Here is a 17,804-nt window from a genome sequence, read left to right as displayed (position 1 = left end):
TCAGCCCTTGACCAGGGCACGTTCGAGGATGGGCGCGAGATCCAGGCCGGTGGGCATGGTCCCGAATGCCCCACCCCACTGACCGCCGATCCGGGTGGCCAGGAACGCCTCGGTCACCGCCGGATGCCCGTGCCGGATGAGCAGCGATCCCTGCAGCGCCAGGCAGATGTCCTCGGCGATCTTGCGGGCCCGGTAGCCAATGGTTTCCAGGTCACCCAGTTGGCGCCGCAGCCCCTCGACGTGGTTGTCCTGGCGGGCATCCTGGCCCGCGCTGTGCGCCAGTTCATCGAAGAGCACCTCGACGCATTCGGGCTTAGTTGCCATGGCACGCAACGTGTCCAGCGCACTGACGTTGCCCGACCCTTCCCAAATCCCCATCAGGGGCGCTTCGCGGTACAGCCGCGGCATGCCGGACTCTTCCACGTAGCCGTTGCCGCCCAGGCATTCCAGCGCTTCGGCGGCGTGCGGCGTGGAACGCTTGCACACCCAATACTTGCTGGCCGCCAATCCGATGCGGCGGAACAGCGCCTCGGTCTGGTCACCGCGCACCGCCTTGTCGGTGGCACCGGCCATGCGCATGGCCACGGTCGTCGCGGCCTCGGCCTCCACCGCCAAGTCAGCCAGCACATTGCGCATCAGCGGCTGATCGATCAGGTAGGCGCCAAAGGCCTTGCGGTGCTGGGCGTGATGCATCGCCCGGGTCAGCCCGGAACGCATGCTGGTGGCGCTGCCCAGGGTGCAGTCCAGCCGGGTGAGGTTGACCATCTCGATGATGGTCGGGACTCCGCGCCCCTCCTCCCCGACCAGCCACGCGGTAGCGCCGTCGTATTCGACCTCGCTGGAGACGTTGGCATGGTTACCGAGCTTGTCCTTGAGCCGCTGCAGGAACATCCGGTTGCGGGTGCCGTCGGGCAGGATGCGCGGCAGCATGAAACAGGACAGTCCGCCTGGAGCCTGGGCGAGCACCAGGAAGATGTCACACATCGGGGCCGAGGTGAACCACTTGTGCCCGGTGAGCCGGTAGGTGCCGTCGGAGTTCGGGGTTGCCTGGGTGGTGCCGGCGCGCACGTCGGAGCCGCCCTGTTTCTCGGTCATCGACATACCGGCGGTGATGCCGGGCTTGGTGCTGGCCAGCCGCAGTTCCGGGTCGTATTCACGACTGGTCAGCAGGGGTTCGTACACCGCCGCCAGCTCCGGGTTGTAGCGCAGCGCGGGCACCACCGCATAGGTCATCGAGATGGGACAGATGTGGCCCGGCTCGACGGTCCACACCGAGGTTTTGGCGGCCCGCACCACGTGGGCACCCGGCCGATCATCGGCCCACGGCGCCGCGTGCAAGCCATGGCCGATCGCGGTGCGCATCAGCTCGTGGTACGCCGGATCGAACTCCACCTCGTCGATGCGATGACCGACTCGATCGTGGGTATGCAGGATCGGCCGGTTGCGGTCGGCCAGCTCACTCCAGCGCTGCGCTTGGGCGCTTCCCGAGATCGCACCGAGTTCACTCACCTCTTCCAGGCCCCACTGTCCGCCCTCCCGGATCAGCGCTTCGACCAGCATCGGCGACGTCGCGGGGTTGTGGTTCTCCAGCAGCGGAACCTGGTTGGTGACGACATGGGTATCTGACATGCGATCAATGTTACATTTTTCCAACAACCGCACAAGAGGTGTAATGCTGGTGATGGTCCGGCTACCGGGGATGCAGGGCGAAGAACTCCCACAGCATCTCGATGGCCGCCAGCGGCCACTGATGGCCGCCATCATCGATGCTGACCAGCACCACACTGCGGTTGTTCGCACAGCTTGCGACGGAGGTGGCAACCAGACCGCTGACCGTGGCGACCGGCGCGTCACACCGATCCACGTGGCGCCAGAACGCATTCAGGTCCGGCACCGGCGGCCCCGCAATATGGGAGGCGGCGCCGGCCCCGGCGCCCCCCGCGTAGCGAACCAGCGGATCTCCGGTGCCGTGGATGTGCATCACCGACACCGGATGTGGAGACCGGCACGGGTCTAGCTGCGTCCCCGAGACCGGGCCGATCGCCGCGAAAATGCCGGTGTTACAGGCCATGGTGTAGGCCATCATGGCGCCGTTGCTCATCCCCGCGGCATAGACCCGGTTCGCGTCGATGCCGACGTTGTGGGCGACGTCGGCCACCGCCGCACCGATGAATGCGACGTCGTCCACGCCATCGCGCGCGGACCGGCCGCAGCAGCCTCCGCCGTTGACGTTCCAGGCCCTGTTGAGTCCATCCGGATAGACGACCACGAACTTCTCCGAGTCGGCCAACTCATCCCAGTCGTAGGAGCGTTCGGCCTGGCGAGCATTGCCGAACCCGCCGTGCAGCATCACCACCAGCGCAGCACCCGCGGGCAATCCCTCGGGCTGGTAGAGCCGATAGGTGCGATCGACACCGCCAACATCGATCGTGTGGAAACTGGTGCCCTCGGCAAAGCCGGCGGGCGGCGGTGCTCCCCGGTGCCCACAGCCGGCCAGCGCCACCAGAACGGCCAGTAACGTGAACAAATGGCGGCGCACAGATTAACCGTAGGCGCCATTAGCCGTGGTTACGCGCCAACGAAGCCGAAAAAATTGCTGAAAATCAGCTGTTGAGTTTTTCCCGCAGGAACGCGATGTCATCCTTGCGGCCTTCTTCGGCGGTTTCGCAGATGATTGGGGCATCCGCGGCGCGTACCGCCGCCACGAGCAGTTCCGGATCGATTTGCCCGGCGCCCAGATTGGCGTGGCGGTCCCGACCCGATCCCGCGGCATCCCTGGAGTCGTTGCAGTGCACCAGGTCTATCCGGCCGGTGACGGCCTTGATCCGGTCCACACCATGAACCAGCTGCTCACCGGCCGCCCACGCGTGACAGGTGTCCAGGCAGAATCCGATGCCGGTGTCGCCGATGACGTCCCAGAGCCGGGCGATGGTGTCGAAATGACGCGCCATGGCGTGCTCCCCGCCGGCCGTGTTCTCCAGATACACCGGAACATCGGTCTGCAGTTGGTCAAGCGCCTTGCGCCAGCGCTGGAAACCCTCGTCGAGGTCGTTGTCGTCGGCGACGTGGCCGCCGTGCACGATCACCGCCGCCGCGCCGATGTCCGCGGCCGCATCACAGGTCTGCTGCAGGATCTTGCGCGAAGGGATGCGCACCTTGTTGTTCGCCGATGCCAGGTTGATCAGGTAGGGCGCGTGCACGTAGATCGGCAGCGCGGCGGCCTTGAGTTGTGCGGCGTCTTCACGGAGTTTGGGCGCTTTCCAGCTCTGCGGATTGCCCAGGAATATCTGCACTACCTCAGCGCCCTCGGCCTGAGCCGCGGCCAACGGATCCTGCGGACTGACATGCGAACCGATAAGCACGACGTCAGTCTAGCTAGGCACTGCGGTCGCCCAACTCGATGACATCGCTGTGGGCGACGGCCCGAGTTGCCATGGCGGACTTACCGTGCCCGATCGGTAAGCGCGTCCAGGTACTCCGACCAGCGGGTGCGGTCGACAAAACCGTAGTGGCCGGCTCCAGGCCAAACGCCCGCGGTGGCGTCGGGCAGCCGTTCGGCGACGCGTCTTGGCATGTCCGGCGAGATGATGTCGTCCGCGTCTCCGTAGAAGACGTCGAAATGCGCACGCACGTCCTCGAGCTCGAAGCCCCAATCCCACAGGGCCAGCGTCATCTCGTAGAGCCCTTCGCCGCCCTGCTGCGTCCCGGCGATGAAGTTGGCCTCAAACATTGCCCGCTGCGCCGGGTCGCACAGCAACGTCGGCGCGTCCGAGGCGTCCCTATGGGCCATGTTGTCCAGGTGGCCGCCGATGTCGCGCTGGGCCTTCCTGCTTTCGATGTGGTAGATCCACTTCAGCAGGCGCCGCAGGCGGCGAAGCCTGACAACGTATCTGAGGTCCCGCATGGCCAGCAGCTTGGCGAACCCGTCCTGGTCCAACGGCCCGACCGGTGCGGCCAGGACGCCGTGGGTGACTCGATCTGGCAGCCGCACCGCGATCGAAAGCGCGTGCGGGCTGCCACCCGAGTGGCCGGCGACCGCAAAGGCGCCAAGACCCAGGTGATCAGCGAGTTGCTCCATGTCCGCACCCCAATCCACCATCCTGCGGCCGAGCCGGGGCGTGGATCCTCCGGCACCAGGCTGGTCGGCGGCAATCATCCACACACCCAGTGATGCGGTCAGATCGTCGTCGGGGTTTCGGATCACCGCCGAATCCGCGAAACCATGGCTGAAGATGACGGGCAGACCGCCGGGATCGCCGTAGGTCAGATACGTCAGTGTCCGGCCATCGGCCAGCGTGAGAGATTCCATCGGTCCTTCCCAGAATCACACCCGGCGTTTCCCATGACGCTACGCCTACTGCCAACGTCTGGTCACGGGGTCTGCGGCCGGCCAGCACCGGCACACGCTCGGCGCGGGGCGCGTTGTGGTGGGGATAGGATGGCCGCGGGCCGCACTTTGCCAGTGCCCGTGAATTCGCCGGCGTCGTGGAGGATGAGGATTTGGCAATGCTTTCAGTCGGACGCGGCATCGCTGACATCACCGGTGAGGCGGCCGATTGCGGCATGCTCGGATACGGCAAGTCCGACCAGCGCACCGCCGGCATCCATCTTCGGCTCCGGTCACGGGCGTTTGTCTTCCGCGATGATTCCCAAGACGAGAACCCACGATTGCTGTTGGTGGTGGCCGAGCTGCCGATGCCCATGCAAAACGTGAATGACGAAGTGTTGCGCCGCTTGGCGGAGTCCTATGGCGACACCTACACCGAGCAGAACACCCTGATCACCACGACGCACACGCACGCCGGGCCCGGCGGGTACTGCGGATACCTGATGTACAACTTGACGACGAACGGTTTCCGGCCGGCGACCTTTGCCGCGATCGTCGACGGAATCGTCGAGTCGGTGACCCACGCCCATGACGACGTGGCCCCCGCCGAGGTGATGCTGTCGCATGGCGAGTTGCACAGCGCGAGCATCAACCGGTCCCCATCGGCGTTCGACCGCAACCCGGAGGCCGACAAGGCTTTCTTCCCCAACCGCATCGACCCCCAAACCACGCTCGTGCGTATCGATCGGGGCGAGCACACCGTGGGCGCCATCCATTTCTTCGCCACCCACGGCACCAGCATGACCAACCGCAACCGCATGATCTCCGGCGACAACAAGGGCTTCGCGGCCTACCACTGGGAACGCACCGTCCGCGGCGCCGATTACCTCGCCGGGCAGCCCGATTTCATCGCCGCTTTCGCGCAGACCAACCCCGGCGACATGAGCCCGAACGTCGACGGGCCGCTGCCGCCCGGCGCCGCGCCGCAATGTGCTCTGGAGAACACCCGCCAGATTGGGTTGCGCCAGTTCGAGGATGCCTCCACCCAATTGGGCGCCACCACATCCATCGGCACCGGCATCGATGCCCGGTTGACCTATGTCGATCTCAGCTCGGTACGGGTGCGCGGCGAATTCACACCGGATGGTCAGGAGCATCGCACCGGGTCTCCGACCGTCGGCGCCGGTGGCATGGCCGGAACCGAAGAAGGCAAGGGCTTCCAGGGCTTTCACCAGGGCCAAAACCTGTTCTGGGACAAGCTGTCCGGGGCCATGTTCCGATTGGCCGGGGCCCTCGGCGCGACGCAGGCCCCCAAAGGCATCGTGGTACCCGCGGGCCTGCCGAACCGGGTACATCCGTTCGTCCAGGAAATTGCGCCTGTGCAGTTGGTGCGCATCGGGCGGCTCTATCTCATCGGCATCCCAGGCGAGCCGACCGTGGTCGCGGGGCTTCGGCTACGGCGCACCGTGGCCTCGATCGTCGGCGCCGAGCTGGCCGACGTCCTGTGCGTCGGCTACTGCAATGCCTACATCCATTACCTGACCACGCCCGAGGAGTACCTGGAGCAGCGCTATGAGGGCGGCAGCACGCTCTTTGGCCGATGGGAACTGCCCGCCTTCATGCAGATCGTGGCCGGCCTTGCCGAGGCGATGCGAGACGGTCGGCCGATCGCGCCCGGTCCCCGTCCGCGGCTTGCCCGGCCACTGAGCTGGGGGCGTGCCGCCCCCGCCGATACCGGTTCGTTCGGAGCCGTCATCGCCGAACCCGCCGCCAGCTACCGCCCCGGTGAGGCGGTGCAAGCCGCATTCGTCAGCGCGCTGCCCTCCAATGATCTGCGCCGCGGCGACACCTACCTCGAGGTGCAGCGCCGCGAGGGCCAGGACTGGGCGCGAGTCGCCGACGATGGCGACTGGTCGACCAGCTTCCACTGGGAACGGCAAGGGCGAGCCGGCTCACGGGTCAGCATTCGCTGGGAGATCCCCTGCGACACCGCCCCTGGGCAGTACCGCATCGTCCACCACGGGGCCGCGCGCAATGGGGTCGGCGCGCTGACACCGTTCACCGCGACGACTCGCGAGTTCACCGTCGGGTAGCTAGTCACTGCTGAGGTGGCCGCGCGGCAAGGTCAGCCACCCGCCCCACCGATCCCGGCGCCCCGTCGGTGCCGTTGCCGATCAACGGACGGCCCCAGCAACGCCTGGGTGGGTGCGTTGATCACATCCAGCGCTTCGTCGCGCGCAGTCCGCAGGATCGAGTGATTGGCGGCCTCGGCGTCTGCGTCGGCCAATATCTCCGGAACCGCCACGGCGTAAGACACCGATGTTCCCCCCTGCAGGTTATTCGGCGACTATTCGCGTCAATCGATACGCATTGGCGTCCGGAGCCCCCCAGGGCTCCGGCGTTGTTGATTAGCAGGCTTGTGAGCTGGGGAATTGTGGATTGAGGAGGTCTAGGCGGCGGTTGGCGGTCAAAGCGGTGATCCGGCAGGCTTCGGCGATGTTGTCGGCGCCGTTGAGGCGGTGCAGATTGATCGCGGTGTTGCGTAGCGTTGCTAGGACCTGTGCGCCGTTTCCGGTATGTGCCCTTTGACGGTCTTCGTCGAAGGTGACGTCGCGTATCCAGTGCAGGCTGTTCTCGATTCCCCAGTGTTGACGCATCCAGGTCATGATCGCGGTAGGGCGGGCGTGCTCGAACGGCAGGCTGCAGATGGCATAGACCACCTCCACGCTGCGCTGGTCGGTGGCGGTGATCAAGCGTTCACGAGTGATCCGGATGATTTGTTTTGCGTAGGGGAAGCCGATTCCTCGTACAGCGGTGATGATTTGCAAGGTGCGGGTCTCGACACGGCCGTGGCCGCGGGAGTCGTCGGTAGCGGCTGCGGGCACCTCGGCCCAGGGCAGCGCGGTGATACGCGCAAGTATTTTGGCTTGGTTGGACTTGACGATCATCAGGTAGTGCGACTTCAAGGTGGCGCAGATCAACTTCGCGGTGACGACCTGGGTATGCATCGCATCCACGGTGACCAGCCACCGCAAGCTACCCGGCAGCAGCGTGAGCAGGGCACGTACGCAGGGAATTTCATTGCTTTTCTCGGCGACAGCGAGTTGACCGAGCACCAATCGGGCACGGTGGGTGAACACCGACACGAGATGCGTGGCTGTCGCTTTGGCGCGTAAAGGCACCACGCAGCATCTTGCCGTCCAACGCGATCGGCACCAATCCACTGGGGTCGCTGCTGGCCACGTGTGCAGTGAAGTAACTGCCCATCCTGGCGTTGAGGTCGGCGGGGTCTAGCCGAGACAAAACAGCGCGGAAGGTCTTCTCACTGGGCCGCCGGAACCGGACCCCTAATTGGGCCAACACATCATCGGGAGCGGTGGCCGCCCATGTGGCAAAACCAGCATAGCCGCGCATCCCCGCGGCAGTGGCCAGAACCGCGATCGCCAACAAAGCCATCAGCGAATACCTCCGACCGCGTGGGTCAGGGCTCCGGCGTTGTTGATTAGCAGGCTTGTGAGCTGGGGAATTGCGGATTGAGGAGGTCTAGGCGGCGGTTGGCGGTCAAAGCGGTGATCCGGCAGGCTTCGGCGATGTTGTCGGCGCCGTTGAGGCGGTGCAGATTGATCGCGGTGTTGCGTAGCGTTGCTAGGACCTGTGCGCCGTTTCCGGTATGTGCCCTTTGACGGTCTTCGTCGAAGGTGACGTCGCGTATCCAGTGCAGGCTGTTCTCGATTCCCCAGTGTTGACGCATCCAGGTCATGATCGCGGTAGGGCGGGCGTGCTCGAACGGCAGGCTGCAGATGGCATAGACCACCTCCACGCTGCGCTGGTCGGTGGCGGTGATCAAGCGTTCACGAGTGATCCGGATGATTTGTTTTGCGTAGGGGAAGCCGATTCCTCGTGCAGCGGTGATGATTTGCAGGGTGCGGGTCTCGACACGGCCGTGGCCGCGGGAGTCGTCGGTAGCGGCTGCGGGCACCTCGGCCCAGGGCAGCGCGGTGATACGCGCAAGTATTTTGGCTTGGTTGGACTTGACGATCATCAGGTAGTGCGACTTCAAGGTGGCGCAGATCAACTTCGCGGTGACGACCTGGGTATGCATCGCATCCACGGTGACCAGCCACCGCAAGCTACCCGGCAGCAGCGTGAGCAGGGCACGTACGCAGGGAATTTCATTGCTTTTCTCGGCGACAGCGAGTTGACCGAGCACCAATCGGGCACGGTGGGCGAACACCGACACGAAATGCGTGGCTGTCGCTTTGGCGCGTAAAGCACCACGCAGCATCTTGCCGTCCAACGCGATCGGCACCAATCCACTGGGGTCGCTGCTGGCCACGTGTGCAGTGAAGTAACTGCCCATCCTGGCGTTGAGGTCGGCGGGGTCTAGCCGAGACAAAACAGCGCGGAAGGTCTTCTCACTGGGCCGCCGGAACCGGACCCCTAATTAGGCCAACACATCATCGGGAGCGGTGGCCGCCCATGTAGCAAAACCAGCATAGCCGCGCATCCCCGCGGCAGTGGCCAGAACCGCGATCGCCAACAAAGCCATCAGCGAATACCTCCGACCGCGTGGGTCCCTCGGGTCTGGCACCGAGACCAACACACCGAGAAACTCCGATCCGATGAGCTCGCTGCGCTCACCAGGACTCCAGCGGTCGAACACCTCTGGAACCGACGACACAGGCAATACTGAAACGGTAGGCACGGGCAACTCCAGACCAACGACGAACAGTAACCAACTCGATCGTTCTCCAGATAGCCCGTGCCTACACTCCGGCCCCAATAGCGCGGCACCAAAGATCATCAACCCAGCTCACAAGCCTGCTAATCAACAACGCCGGAGCCCTGCGGAGCCCCCGAAGATCCATTTGCGCATTATCGTTAGCAGGCAGGAAAATTCGCTTTCAAGTCGCATTCTCCACCTTTGTTGCGCCCCAAAAGCCGCTGCTTGGAAAGCAATTGAATGGCGCGTTGTGACTTCCACTCGTATCACCGTCGCGCGAAATTCCATTGGCCGAAACGCGCCATTGTCCGCGGCCCCGAAAACGATCGCCGCCAGGCTGCGAGCAGGGGCGCGACGGGTGGCCGGACCTGCACACCCGGCAGTGCCACCTTGGCCCCCAGATCGTTCCGGGGCCCGAAGCCATCGAAATATGTTGTGGTGGAATTCTTTTCGAGCAATGCATGAGGAACTGCAGGGCCGCGTACCTGGATAGGGCGCGCCCCGGGGCGGATGAGACGGCTCTGCCCATCTCACATCGCTGCAGGCCTCGTACGGGCACGGCCGCAACGTCCACAGCGGTGCGCCGTCGGCTCTGGGCCGAGCGCGGCAAAGGGTGCCACTGCGACGGTGGTGTTACCGAGGCGAGTACTCATCCGCCCTCGGCAACCGACATAAGCAAGGCGACCCGAGGCCTAGGGCCTCGGGTCGCCTTCCCTGACGTCTAGCTACCGGTAGTCGCTGTAGCCGTAGTCGTCCAACGGAACCGCAGCACCGGTGGCCTGGCCGAAGTCCGGGCTGTAGTACTGGTCCTCGTAGGACGGGATCGTGTACGCCGCGGCACGGGCCTCTTCGGTCGGCTGCACCGCGATGTTGCGGTAGCGGTTGATACCGGTACCAGCCGGGATCAGCTTTCCGATGATCACGTTCTCCTTCAGACCGTTGAGCTTGTCGCTGCGGCAGTTGATCGCCGCATCGGTCAGCACTCGCGTGGTCTCCTGGAACGACGCCGCCGACAGCCACGAGTCGGTGGCCAGCGATGCCTTGGTGATACCCATCAGCACCGGACGACCGGCCGCGGGCTCGCCGCTTTCGGCCACCACCCGGCGGTTCTCCGCCTCGAACTCCGCACGGTCGATCAGCGAGCCGGGCAGGAACTCCGTCGCGCCCGAGTCGATGATGGTGACCCGGCGCAGCATCTGGCGCACGATCACCTCGATGTGCTTGTCGTGGATCGACACACCCTGCGCCCGGTAGACCTCCTGGACCTCGCGGACCAAGTGGATCTGCACCTCACGCGGGCCCTGCACACGCAGCACCTCGTGCGGGTCGGCAGAGCCTTCCATCAGCTGCTGGCCCACCTCGACGTGGTCGCCGTCGGAAAGCACCCGCTCCGAGCCGTCCTCGTGCTTGAACACCCGCAGCCGCTGCCGCTTGGACAGCTTGTCGTAGACGACTTCCTCGCCGCCATCGTCGGGGACGATGGTGATCTTGTAGAAGCGCTCACCGTCCTCGAGCCGGACCCGACCGGTGACATCGGCGATAGGCGCCTTACCACGCGGCACCCGAGCCTCGAAGAGCTCCTGGACACGCGGCAGACCGCCGGTGATGTCCTCACCCACACCACCCTGGTGGAAGGTACGCATCGTCAGCTGCGTGCCGGGTTCACCGATGGATTGGGCGGCGACGATGCCGACTGCCTCACCGATGTCGACCAGCTTGCCGGTCGCCATCGAACGTCCGTAGCAGGTCGCGCACACACCGGTGCCCGTGGTGCAGGTCAACACCGAGCGAACCTTGACCTGGGTGATACCCGCCGCCAGGCAGGCCTCGATCTCCGGGTCGCCCAAGTCCTCACCACGCGCCACAACGACATTGCCGGCCTCATCGACCGCGTCGGCGCCCAGGGTCCGCGCGTACGCCGAGGTCTCGATGTACGGGTCGCGGATCAGCGTGCCGTCGCCCTGACGCTCGGCCAGCTCGACCATGATGCCGCGCTCGGTCTGGCAGTCGTGCTCGCGCACGATCACGTCCTGGCTGACGTCCACCAGACGACGGGTCAGGTAGCCGGAGTCGGCGGTACGCAGTGCGGTGTCCGCCAAGCCCTTTCGGGCACCGTGGGTGTTGATGAAGTACTCCAACACGGTCAGGCCCTCACGGAACGAGGACTTGATCGGGCGTGGGATGAACTCACCCTTGGGGTTGGTCACCAGACCCTTCATGCCGGCCAGCGTTCGAGTCTGGGTGAAGTTACCCGTGGCGCCCGAGTCGACGATCGTGATGATCGGGTTGTCGGCCGGGTAGTGCTCGCGCAGCGCCTGGCCGACCTCGTCGGTGGCTTCCTTCCAGATCTCCACCAGTGCCTCGTTGCGCTCGTCATGGTTCAGAGCACCACGCTGGAACTGCTTCTCGACCTTCTCCGCCCGCTCCTCGTAGGAGTCGAGGATCTCCTTCTTGCGCGGCGGCACCAGCACGTCGGCCATCGAGACCGTGACACCACTGCGGGTCGCCCAGTAGAAACCGGAGTCCTTGAGCTTGTCGACGGTCTGCGCGACCACGATCATCGGGTAGCGCTCGGCCAGGTCGTTGATGATCGCGGCCTGCACCTTCTTGTGCATCTGCTTGTTCACGAAGGCGTAGCCCAGCGGCAGCAGCTCGTTGAACAACACACGACCCAAGGTGGTCTCGGCCGTCCACGCATCGCCCGGCTGCCAGCCGTTGTGGCCGAACAGCGCGTCCTCGATCTCGGCCGGGGGACGCAGTTGCGTCAGCCGCACCTTGATCTTGGCGCGGACCGAGAGCACGCCCCGGTCGGCCGCCATGATGGCTTCCGCCGGTGACGAGTACACACCCGTCTCCGGGCTGTCCTGCCCAGCGGGCTGGTAGGCACCCTTGTCACCCTCGACCTCGGTGGTCAGGTAGTACAACCCGGTCACCATGTCCAGTCGCGGCATGGCCAGCGGGCGACCCGAGGCCGGCGACAGGATGTTGTTACTCGACAGCATCAGAATGCGGGCCTCGGCCTGAGCCTCGGCGCTCAGCGGCAGGTGCACGGCCATCTGGTCACCGTCGAAGTCGGCGTTGAACGCCTCACACACCAACGGGTGCAGCTGAATGGCCTTGCCTTCCACCAGCATCGGTTCGAAGGCCTGGATGCCGAGGCGGTGCAGGGTGGGCGCGCGGTTGAGCAGCACCGGGTGCTCTGCAATGACTTCCTCGAGCACGTCCCACACCTGCGGACGCTGGCGCTCCACCATCCGCTTGGCGCTCTTGATGTTCTGCGCGTGGTTGAGGTCGACCAGTCGCTTCATCACGAACGGCTTGAACAGTTCCAGCGCCATCAGCTTGGGCAGACCACACTGGTGCAGCTTGAGCTGCGGACCGACCACGATCACCGAACGGCCCGAGTAGTCAACACGCTTACCGAGCAGGTTCTGGCGGAACCGGCCCTGCTTGCCCTTGAGCAGATCGGACAGCGACTTGAGCGGGCGGTTACCCGGACCGGTAACCGGCCGGCCGCGACGGCCGTTGTCGAACAGCGCGTCCACCGACTCCTGCAGCATCCGCTTCTCGTTGTTGACGATGATCTCGGGTGCGCCGAGGTCGATCAGCCTCTTGAGACGGTTGTTGCGGTTGATCACGCGGCGGTACAGGTCGTTGAGGTCGCTGGTGGCGAAGCGGCCACCGTCGAGCTGCACCATCGGGCGCAGCTCCGGCGGAATCACCGGCACCGCATCGAGCACCATGCCCATCGGGGAGTTGCCCGACTGCTGGAAGGCGGCGACCACCTTCAGGCGCTTGAGGGCACGAAGCTTCTTCTGCCCCTTGCCATTGCGAATGACGTCCCGCAGGATCTCGGCTTCGGCGTCGATGTCGAAGGTCTCGATCAGCTTCTGGATCGACTCCGCGCCCATGGCACCGGTGAAGTACTCGCCGTAGCGGTCCTGCAGTTCCCGGTAGAGGTTCTCGTCGACGATCAGCTGCTTGGGGGCCAGCTTGGTGAAGGTGCTCCAGATGTCCTCGAGCCGGTCCAGCTCACGCTGGGCCCGGTCGCGCAGCTGACGCATCTCGCGCTCACCGCTGTCACGAACCTTGCGCCGTGCGTCGGCTTTCGCGCCCTCGGCCTCCAGCTCGGCCAGGTCGGCCTCCAGCTTCTGGGCACGGGCTTCCAGATCGGCATCGCGCTGGTCCTCGACGGCCTTGCGCTCCACCATCATTTCGGCCTCGAGCGTGGACAGCTCGTTGTGGCGCATTTCGTTGTCGACCGAGGTGATCACGTATGCGGCGAAGTAAATGATCTTCTCGAGATCCTTCGGCGCCAGGTCCAACAGGTACCCCAACCGCGACGGGACGCCCTTGAAGTACCAGATGTGGGTGACGGGCGCGGCCAACTCGATGTGGCCCATCCGCTCACGACGCACCTTGGCCCGAGTCACCTCGACGCCACAGCGCTCACAGATGATGCCCTTGAAGCGAACGCGCTTGTACTTGCCGCAGTAGCACTCCCAGTCGCGAGTCGGTCCGAAGATCTTCTCGCAGAACAGGCCGTCCTTCTCGGGCTTCAAGGTCCGGTAGTTGATGGTCTCCGGCTTCTTGACCTCGCCGTAGGACCACTGACGGATGTCCTCCGCGGTAGCCAGGCCGATCCGGAGCTCATCGAAGAAGTTGACGTCTAGCACGTAACTCCCTTTCCCCTTGCGGGTTTAGTAACTACTAGCTGGTTCCAAAAGATCAAGCGAGATCTTCGACAGACGCAGATTCGTTGCGAGACAGGTTGATTCCGAGGTTGGCCGCGGCCCGTTCGAGGTCTTCGTCCTCACCTTCGCGCAGCTCGATCGCTGCACCATCGGACGAGAGCACCTCGACGTTGAGGCACAGCGATTGCAGCTCCTTGAGCAGCACCTTGAACGACTCGGGAATACCCGGCTCGGGGATGTTCTCGCCCTTGACGATCGCCTCGTAGACCTTGACGCGTCCGACGGTGTCGTCGGATTTGATGGTCAACAGCTCCTGCAGCGTGTACGCCGCGCCGTAGGCCTGCATGGCCCAACACTCCATCTCACCGAACCGCTGGCCACCGAACTGCGCCTTACCACCCAACGGCTGCTGGGTGATCATCGAGTACGGGCCGGTGGAACGGGCGTGGATCTTGTCGTCCACCAGGTGGTGCAGCTTCATGATGTACATGTAGCCAACCGTCACCGGGTACGGGAACGGCTCGCCGCTGCGGCCATCGAACAGCTTGGCCTTGCCGTCACCGTCGACGAGCACCTCGCCGTCACGGTTGGGCAGCGTGGCCGACAGCAGGCCTTGGAGCTCGGCCTCCTGCGCGCCGTCGAACACCGGGGTGGACACGATGCTGTCCGGTTGAGCCGAGAGCAGGTTTTCGGGCAGCTTGCCCGCCCACTCCGGCACTCCGTTGGCGACGTCGATGTTCCAGCCGGACTTGGCGACCCAACCAAGGTGGGTTTCCAGAATCTGACCGATGTTCATCCGTCGCGGCACACCGTGGGTGTTCAGGATGATGTCGACCGGCGTGCCATCCGGCAGGAACGGCATGTCCTCGGCGGGCAGGATCTTGCCGATGACGCCCTTGTTGCCGTGACGACCGGCCAGCTTGTCACCGTCGGAGATCTTGCGCTTCTGGGCCACGTAGACGCGGACCAGTTCGTTGACACCGGCCGGCAGCTCGTCGTCGTCCTCGCGGGAGAACACCCGAATGCCGATCACCTTGCCGGACTCACCGTGCGGCACCTTCAGCGAGGTGTCGCGGACCTCGCGGGCCTTCTCACCGAAGATCGCCCGCAGCAGCCGCTCCTCCGGGGTCAGCTCGGTCTCACCCTTGGGGGTGACCTTGCCGACCAGGATGTCGCCGTCGCGGACCTCGGCACCGATGCGCACGATGCCGCGCTCGTCCAGGTCGGCGAGCACCTCATCGGAGACGTTCGGGATGTCCCGGGTGATCTCCTCGGCGCCCAGCTTCATGTCGCGCGCGTCGATCTCGTGTTCCTCGATGTGGATCGAGGTCAGCACGTCCTCTTCGACCAGGCGGTTGGACAGGATGATGGCGTCCTCGTAGTTGTGTCCCTCCCACGGCATGATCGCCACCAGCAGGTTCTTACCCAGCGCCATCTCACCGTTTTGAGTACACGGACCGTCCGCGATCACCTGGCCGGCCTCGACGCGCTCACCAGCGTCCACGATGGGGCTCTGGTTGGCGCAGGTGCCGTGGTTGGAGCGGGCGAACTTGCGCATCCGGTAGGTGTGCCGGGTGCCGTCGTCGGCCATCACGGTGATGTAGTCGGCGGACACCTCCTCGATCACCCCGGCCTTGTCGGCAACGACGACGTCGCCGGCGTCGATCGCCGCGCGCAACTCCATACCGGTACCGACCAGCGGTGCCTCGCTGCGCACCAACGGGACCGCCTGGCGCTGCATGTTGGCACCCATCAGGGCGCGGTTGGCGTCATCGTGCTCGAGGAACGGAATCATCGCGGTGGCCACCGACACCATCTGGCGCGGCGACACGTCCATGTAGTCCACCTCTGACGAGGGCACGTACTCGACCTCGCCCGCCTTCCGGCGGACCAGCACGCGCGGCTCGACGAAGCGGCCCTGCGCGTCGATCGGCGAGTTGGCCTGCGCCACGACGTGGCGGTCCTCCTCGTCGGCGGTCAGGTAGTGGATCTCGTCGGAAACGACCCCGTCGACCACCTTGCGGTAGGGCGTCTCGATGAACCCGAACGGGTTGACCCGGGCGTACACCGACAGTGAACCGATCAGACCGATGTTCGGCCCTTCCGGCGTCTCGATCGGGCACATCCGGCCGTAGTGCGACGGGTGCACGTCACGAACTTCCAGACCGGCGCGCTCACGGGACAGACCGCCCGGCCCCAGCGCCGAGAGGCGGCGCTTGTGGGTGAGACCGGAGAGCGGGTTGTTCTGGTCCATGAACTGCGACAGCTGGCTGGTTCCGAAGAACTCCTTGATCGCGGCAACGACCGGACGGATGTTGATCAGCGTCTGCGGCGTGATCGCCTCGACGTCCTGGGTGGTCATCCGCTCCCGGACCACCCGCTCCATCCGCGACATGCCGACCCGGATCTGGTTCTGGATCAGCTCACCCACCGTGCGCAGCCGGCGGTTGCCGAAGTGGTCGATGTCGTCGGTCTCGACCGGCACCTCGACACCGCCCGGAGCGGTCATCGCGGTCTGGCCCTCGTGCAAGCGGACCAGGTATTCGATGGTGGCGACGACGTCTTCCTCGGTCAGCGTCGAGCTGGTGATGGGCTGGCCGGCGTTCAGGCCGAGCTTCTTGTTGACCTTGTACCGACCCACGCGAGCCAGGTCGTAGCGCTTCTCCTTGAAGAACAGGTTCTCCAGCAGGGTCTGCGCGGACTCCTTGGTCGGCGGCTCGCCCGGACGCAGCTTGCGGTAGATGTCCAGCAGCGCCTCATCGGTGCCGGCGGTGTTGTCCTTCTCCAGCGTCCCCATCATGATCTCGGAGAAACCGAACCGCTCGTGGATCTGCTCGTTGGACCAACCCAGGGCCTTGAGCAGCACGGTAACCGGCTGGCGACGCTTGCGGTCGATACGCACGCCCACGGTGTCGCGCTTGTCGACGTCGAATTCCAGCCAAGCACCACGGCTGGGAATCACCTTGACGCTGTGCAGCAGCTTGTCGGTGGACTTGTCGATGGTCTCGTCGAAGTAGACACCCGGCGACCGGACGAGCTGGCTGACCACCACACGCTCGGTCCCGTTGATGATGAAGGTGCCCTTCTCGGTCATCATCGGGAAGTCACCCATGAACACCGTCTGGCTCTTGATCTCACCGGTGTTGTTGTTGATAAACTCGGCCGTGACGAACAGCGGGGCCGCGTACGTCATGTCCTTGTCTTTGCACTCATCGACCGGTGCCTTGACTTCGTCGAAGCGGGGGTCGGAGAACGACAGCGACATCGATCCGGAGAAGTCCTCGATCGGCGAGAGCTCGTAGAGCACCTCTTCAAGCCCACCTACCGGGGTGGCGTCACCGCGCTGGGCAGCCGATTCGCGCCAGCGCTGCGAGCCGATCAGCCACTCGAACGAATCGGTCTGAACGTCCAGCAACCCGGGCACTTCAAGCGGTTCGCGAAGCTTGGCAAACGAAACCCGGTTGGGCGCCCCCGGTACGGAGCTGTTTGAAGAACTTTGCGGGCGACCCTGATGGAGACTAGCGTCTGTCTGGCGGAAATCAGCCAAGATGCGTCCTTCCAGCACCTCGTGCGACTAACGAGGACCAAGAAGAGTCCGGTGCGAGCCGGTGCCCACCAAGCCTGTTCGCCGCAGATAATTGTGTCGGTTTTGGCCGGCGAACGAACTACCCGGATCTCACGCACGCAACCGAACGGCTGAGCCGCAAGCGGCTCAGGCTAGGACCACAGCGTCAAGTGGCGGGTGAGGTGGGCAGGAAGTAGCCAGCGCAACGTCCAACAATAGCGCAGGACGGCGCATTCCTCAAATGCCCATGACAATTACCTATCCGCGGGCATCGGCGCTGGCTGGCGATCTCGACTTCCCTCGGACACATAGGACACATGCTGACCAACAGATTGACCCGTTTGCGCCCCGCCGTCAAGGGGGACGGGCCGCAAGTTACGCCGAGTTATCCGGAATTTCGGCAACCTCGACTCGCTGAACCGGTTCAGCCCACATGCGCCGGACGACACGCCGGGCAGCGTCTGCCAACACGGGCTTGCGCCGCCCCGGATACCG

At 64.9% G+C, this 17,804-nt stretch carries 7 protein-coding genes and 3 pseudogenes; 1 reads left to right on the top strand and 9 read right to left on the bottom strand.

From position 1 onward, the window contains the following. The 4 genes from CKW46_RS07830 to CKW46_RS07815 form a co-directional block, all read right to left on the bottom strand. The gene (locus CKW46_RS07830) at positions 1-1,629 is read right to left on the bottom strand and encodes an acyl-CoA dehydrogenase family protein (RefSeq protein ID WP_482053036.1); all 1,629 of its coding nucleotides are present in this window, start codon (positions 1,627-1,629) and stop codon (positions 1-3) included. A gap of 61 nt (positions 1,630-1,690) precedes the next feature. Continuing rightward, positions 1,691-2,539 carry a CE1 family esterase gene (locus CKW46_RS07825; protein WP_015354662.1) on the bottom strand — a complete coding sequence of 283 codons (849 nt, stop codon included), beginning with the start codon at positions 2,537-2,539 and terminating at the stop codon, positions 1,691-1,693. Positions 2,540-2,603: 64 nt separating this feature from the next. After that, entirely contained in the window at positions 2,604-3,362 is a 759-nt protein-coding gene (locus CKW46_RS07820; RefSeq protein ID WP_482053035.1) for a deoxyribonuclease IV, read from the bottom strand. Positions 3,363-3,442: 80 nt separating this feature from the next. Beyond that, positions 3,443-4,309, bottom strand: coding sequence for an alpha/beta fold hydrolase (locus tag CKW46_RS07815; RefSeq protein WP_117435733.1), 867 nt, complete (start codon positions 4,307-4,309; stop codon positions 3,443-3,445). Between the two features lie 197 nt (positions 4,310-4,506). On the opposite strand from CKW46_RS07815, the gene CKW46_RS07810 reads away from it, so the two are divergent. Beyond that, complete coding sequence (locus tag CKW46_RS07810; protein ID WP_015354659.1) at positions 4,507-6,420, top strand: neutral ceramidase; 1,914 nt, start codon at positions 4,507-4,509, stop codon at positions 6,418-6,420. Between the two features lie 49 nt (positions 6,421-6,469). Here the strand turns inward: CKW46_RS07810 and CKW46_RS07805 are convergent. The 5 genes and pseudogenes from CKW46_RS07805 to rpoB form a co-directional block, all read right to left on the bottom strand. Then, a pseudogene (locus CKW46_RS07805) lies at positions 6,470-6,557 on the bottom strand (PE family protein); the annotation flags it as partial. 178 nt (positions 6,558-6,735) lie between these two features. Beyond that, positions 6,736-7,810 (bottom strand): annotated as a pseudogene (locus CKW46_RS07800) (ISAs1-like element IS2404/ISMul1 family transposase); the annotation flags it as partial. A gap of 19 nt (positions 7,811-7,829) precedes the next feature. Next, positions 7,830-9,032, bottom strand: a pseudogene (locus tag CKW46_RS07795) (ISAs1-like element IS2404/ISMul1 family transposase). 743 nt (positions 9,033-9,775) lie between these two features. Then, positions 9,776-13,726, bottom strand: coding sequence for a DNA-directed RNA polymerase subunit beta' (locus tag CKW46_RS07790; RefSeq protein WP_012392907.1), 3,951 nt, complete (start codon positions 13,724-13,726; stop codon positions 9,776-9,778). Between the two features lie 52 nt (positions 13,727-13,778). After that, positions 13,779-17,291, bottom strand: a complete 3,513-nt coding sequence (rpoB, locus tag CKW46_RS07785; protein WP_420891806.1) for a DNA-directed RNA polymerase subunit beta — start codon at positions 17,289-17,291, stop codon at positions 13,779-13,781. Positions 17,292-17,804 lie beyond the last annotated feature (513 nt).

The sequence above is a fragment of the Mycobacterium liflandii genome (assembly GCF_022354805.1).
In the GTDB taxonomy this organism is placed as follows: Bacteria; Actinomycetota; Actinomycetes; order Mycobacteriales; family Mycobacteriaceae; genus Mycobacterium; species Mycobacterium marinum.
This window is presented reverse-complemented; position numbering and strand designations above follow the sequence as displayed.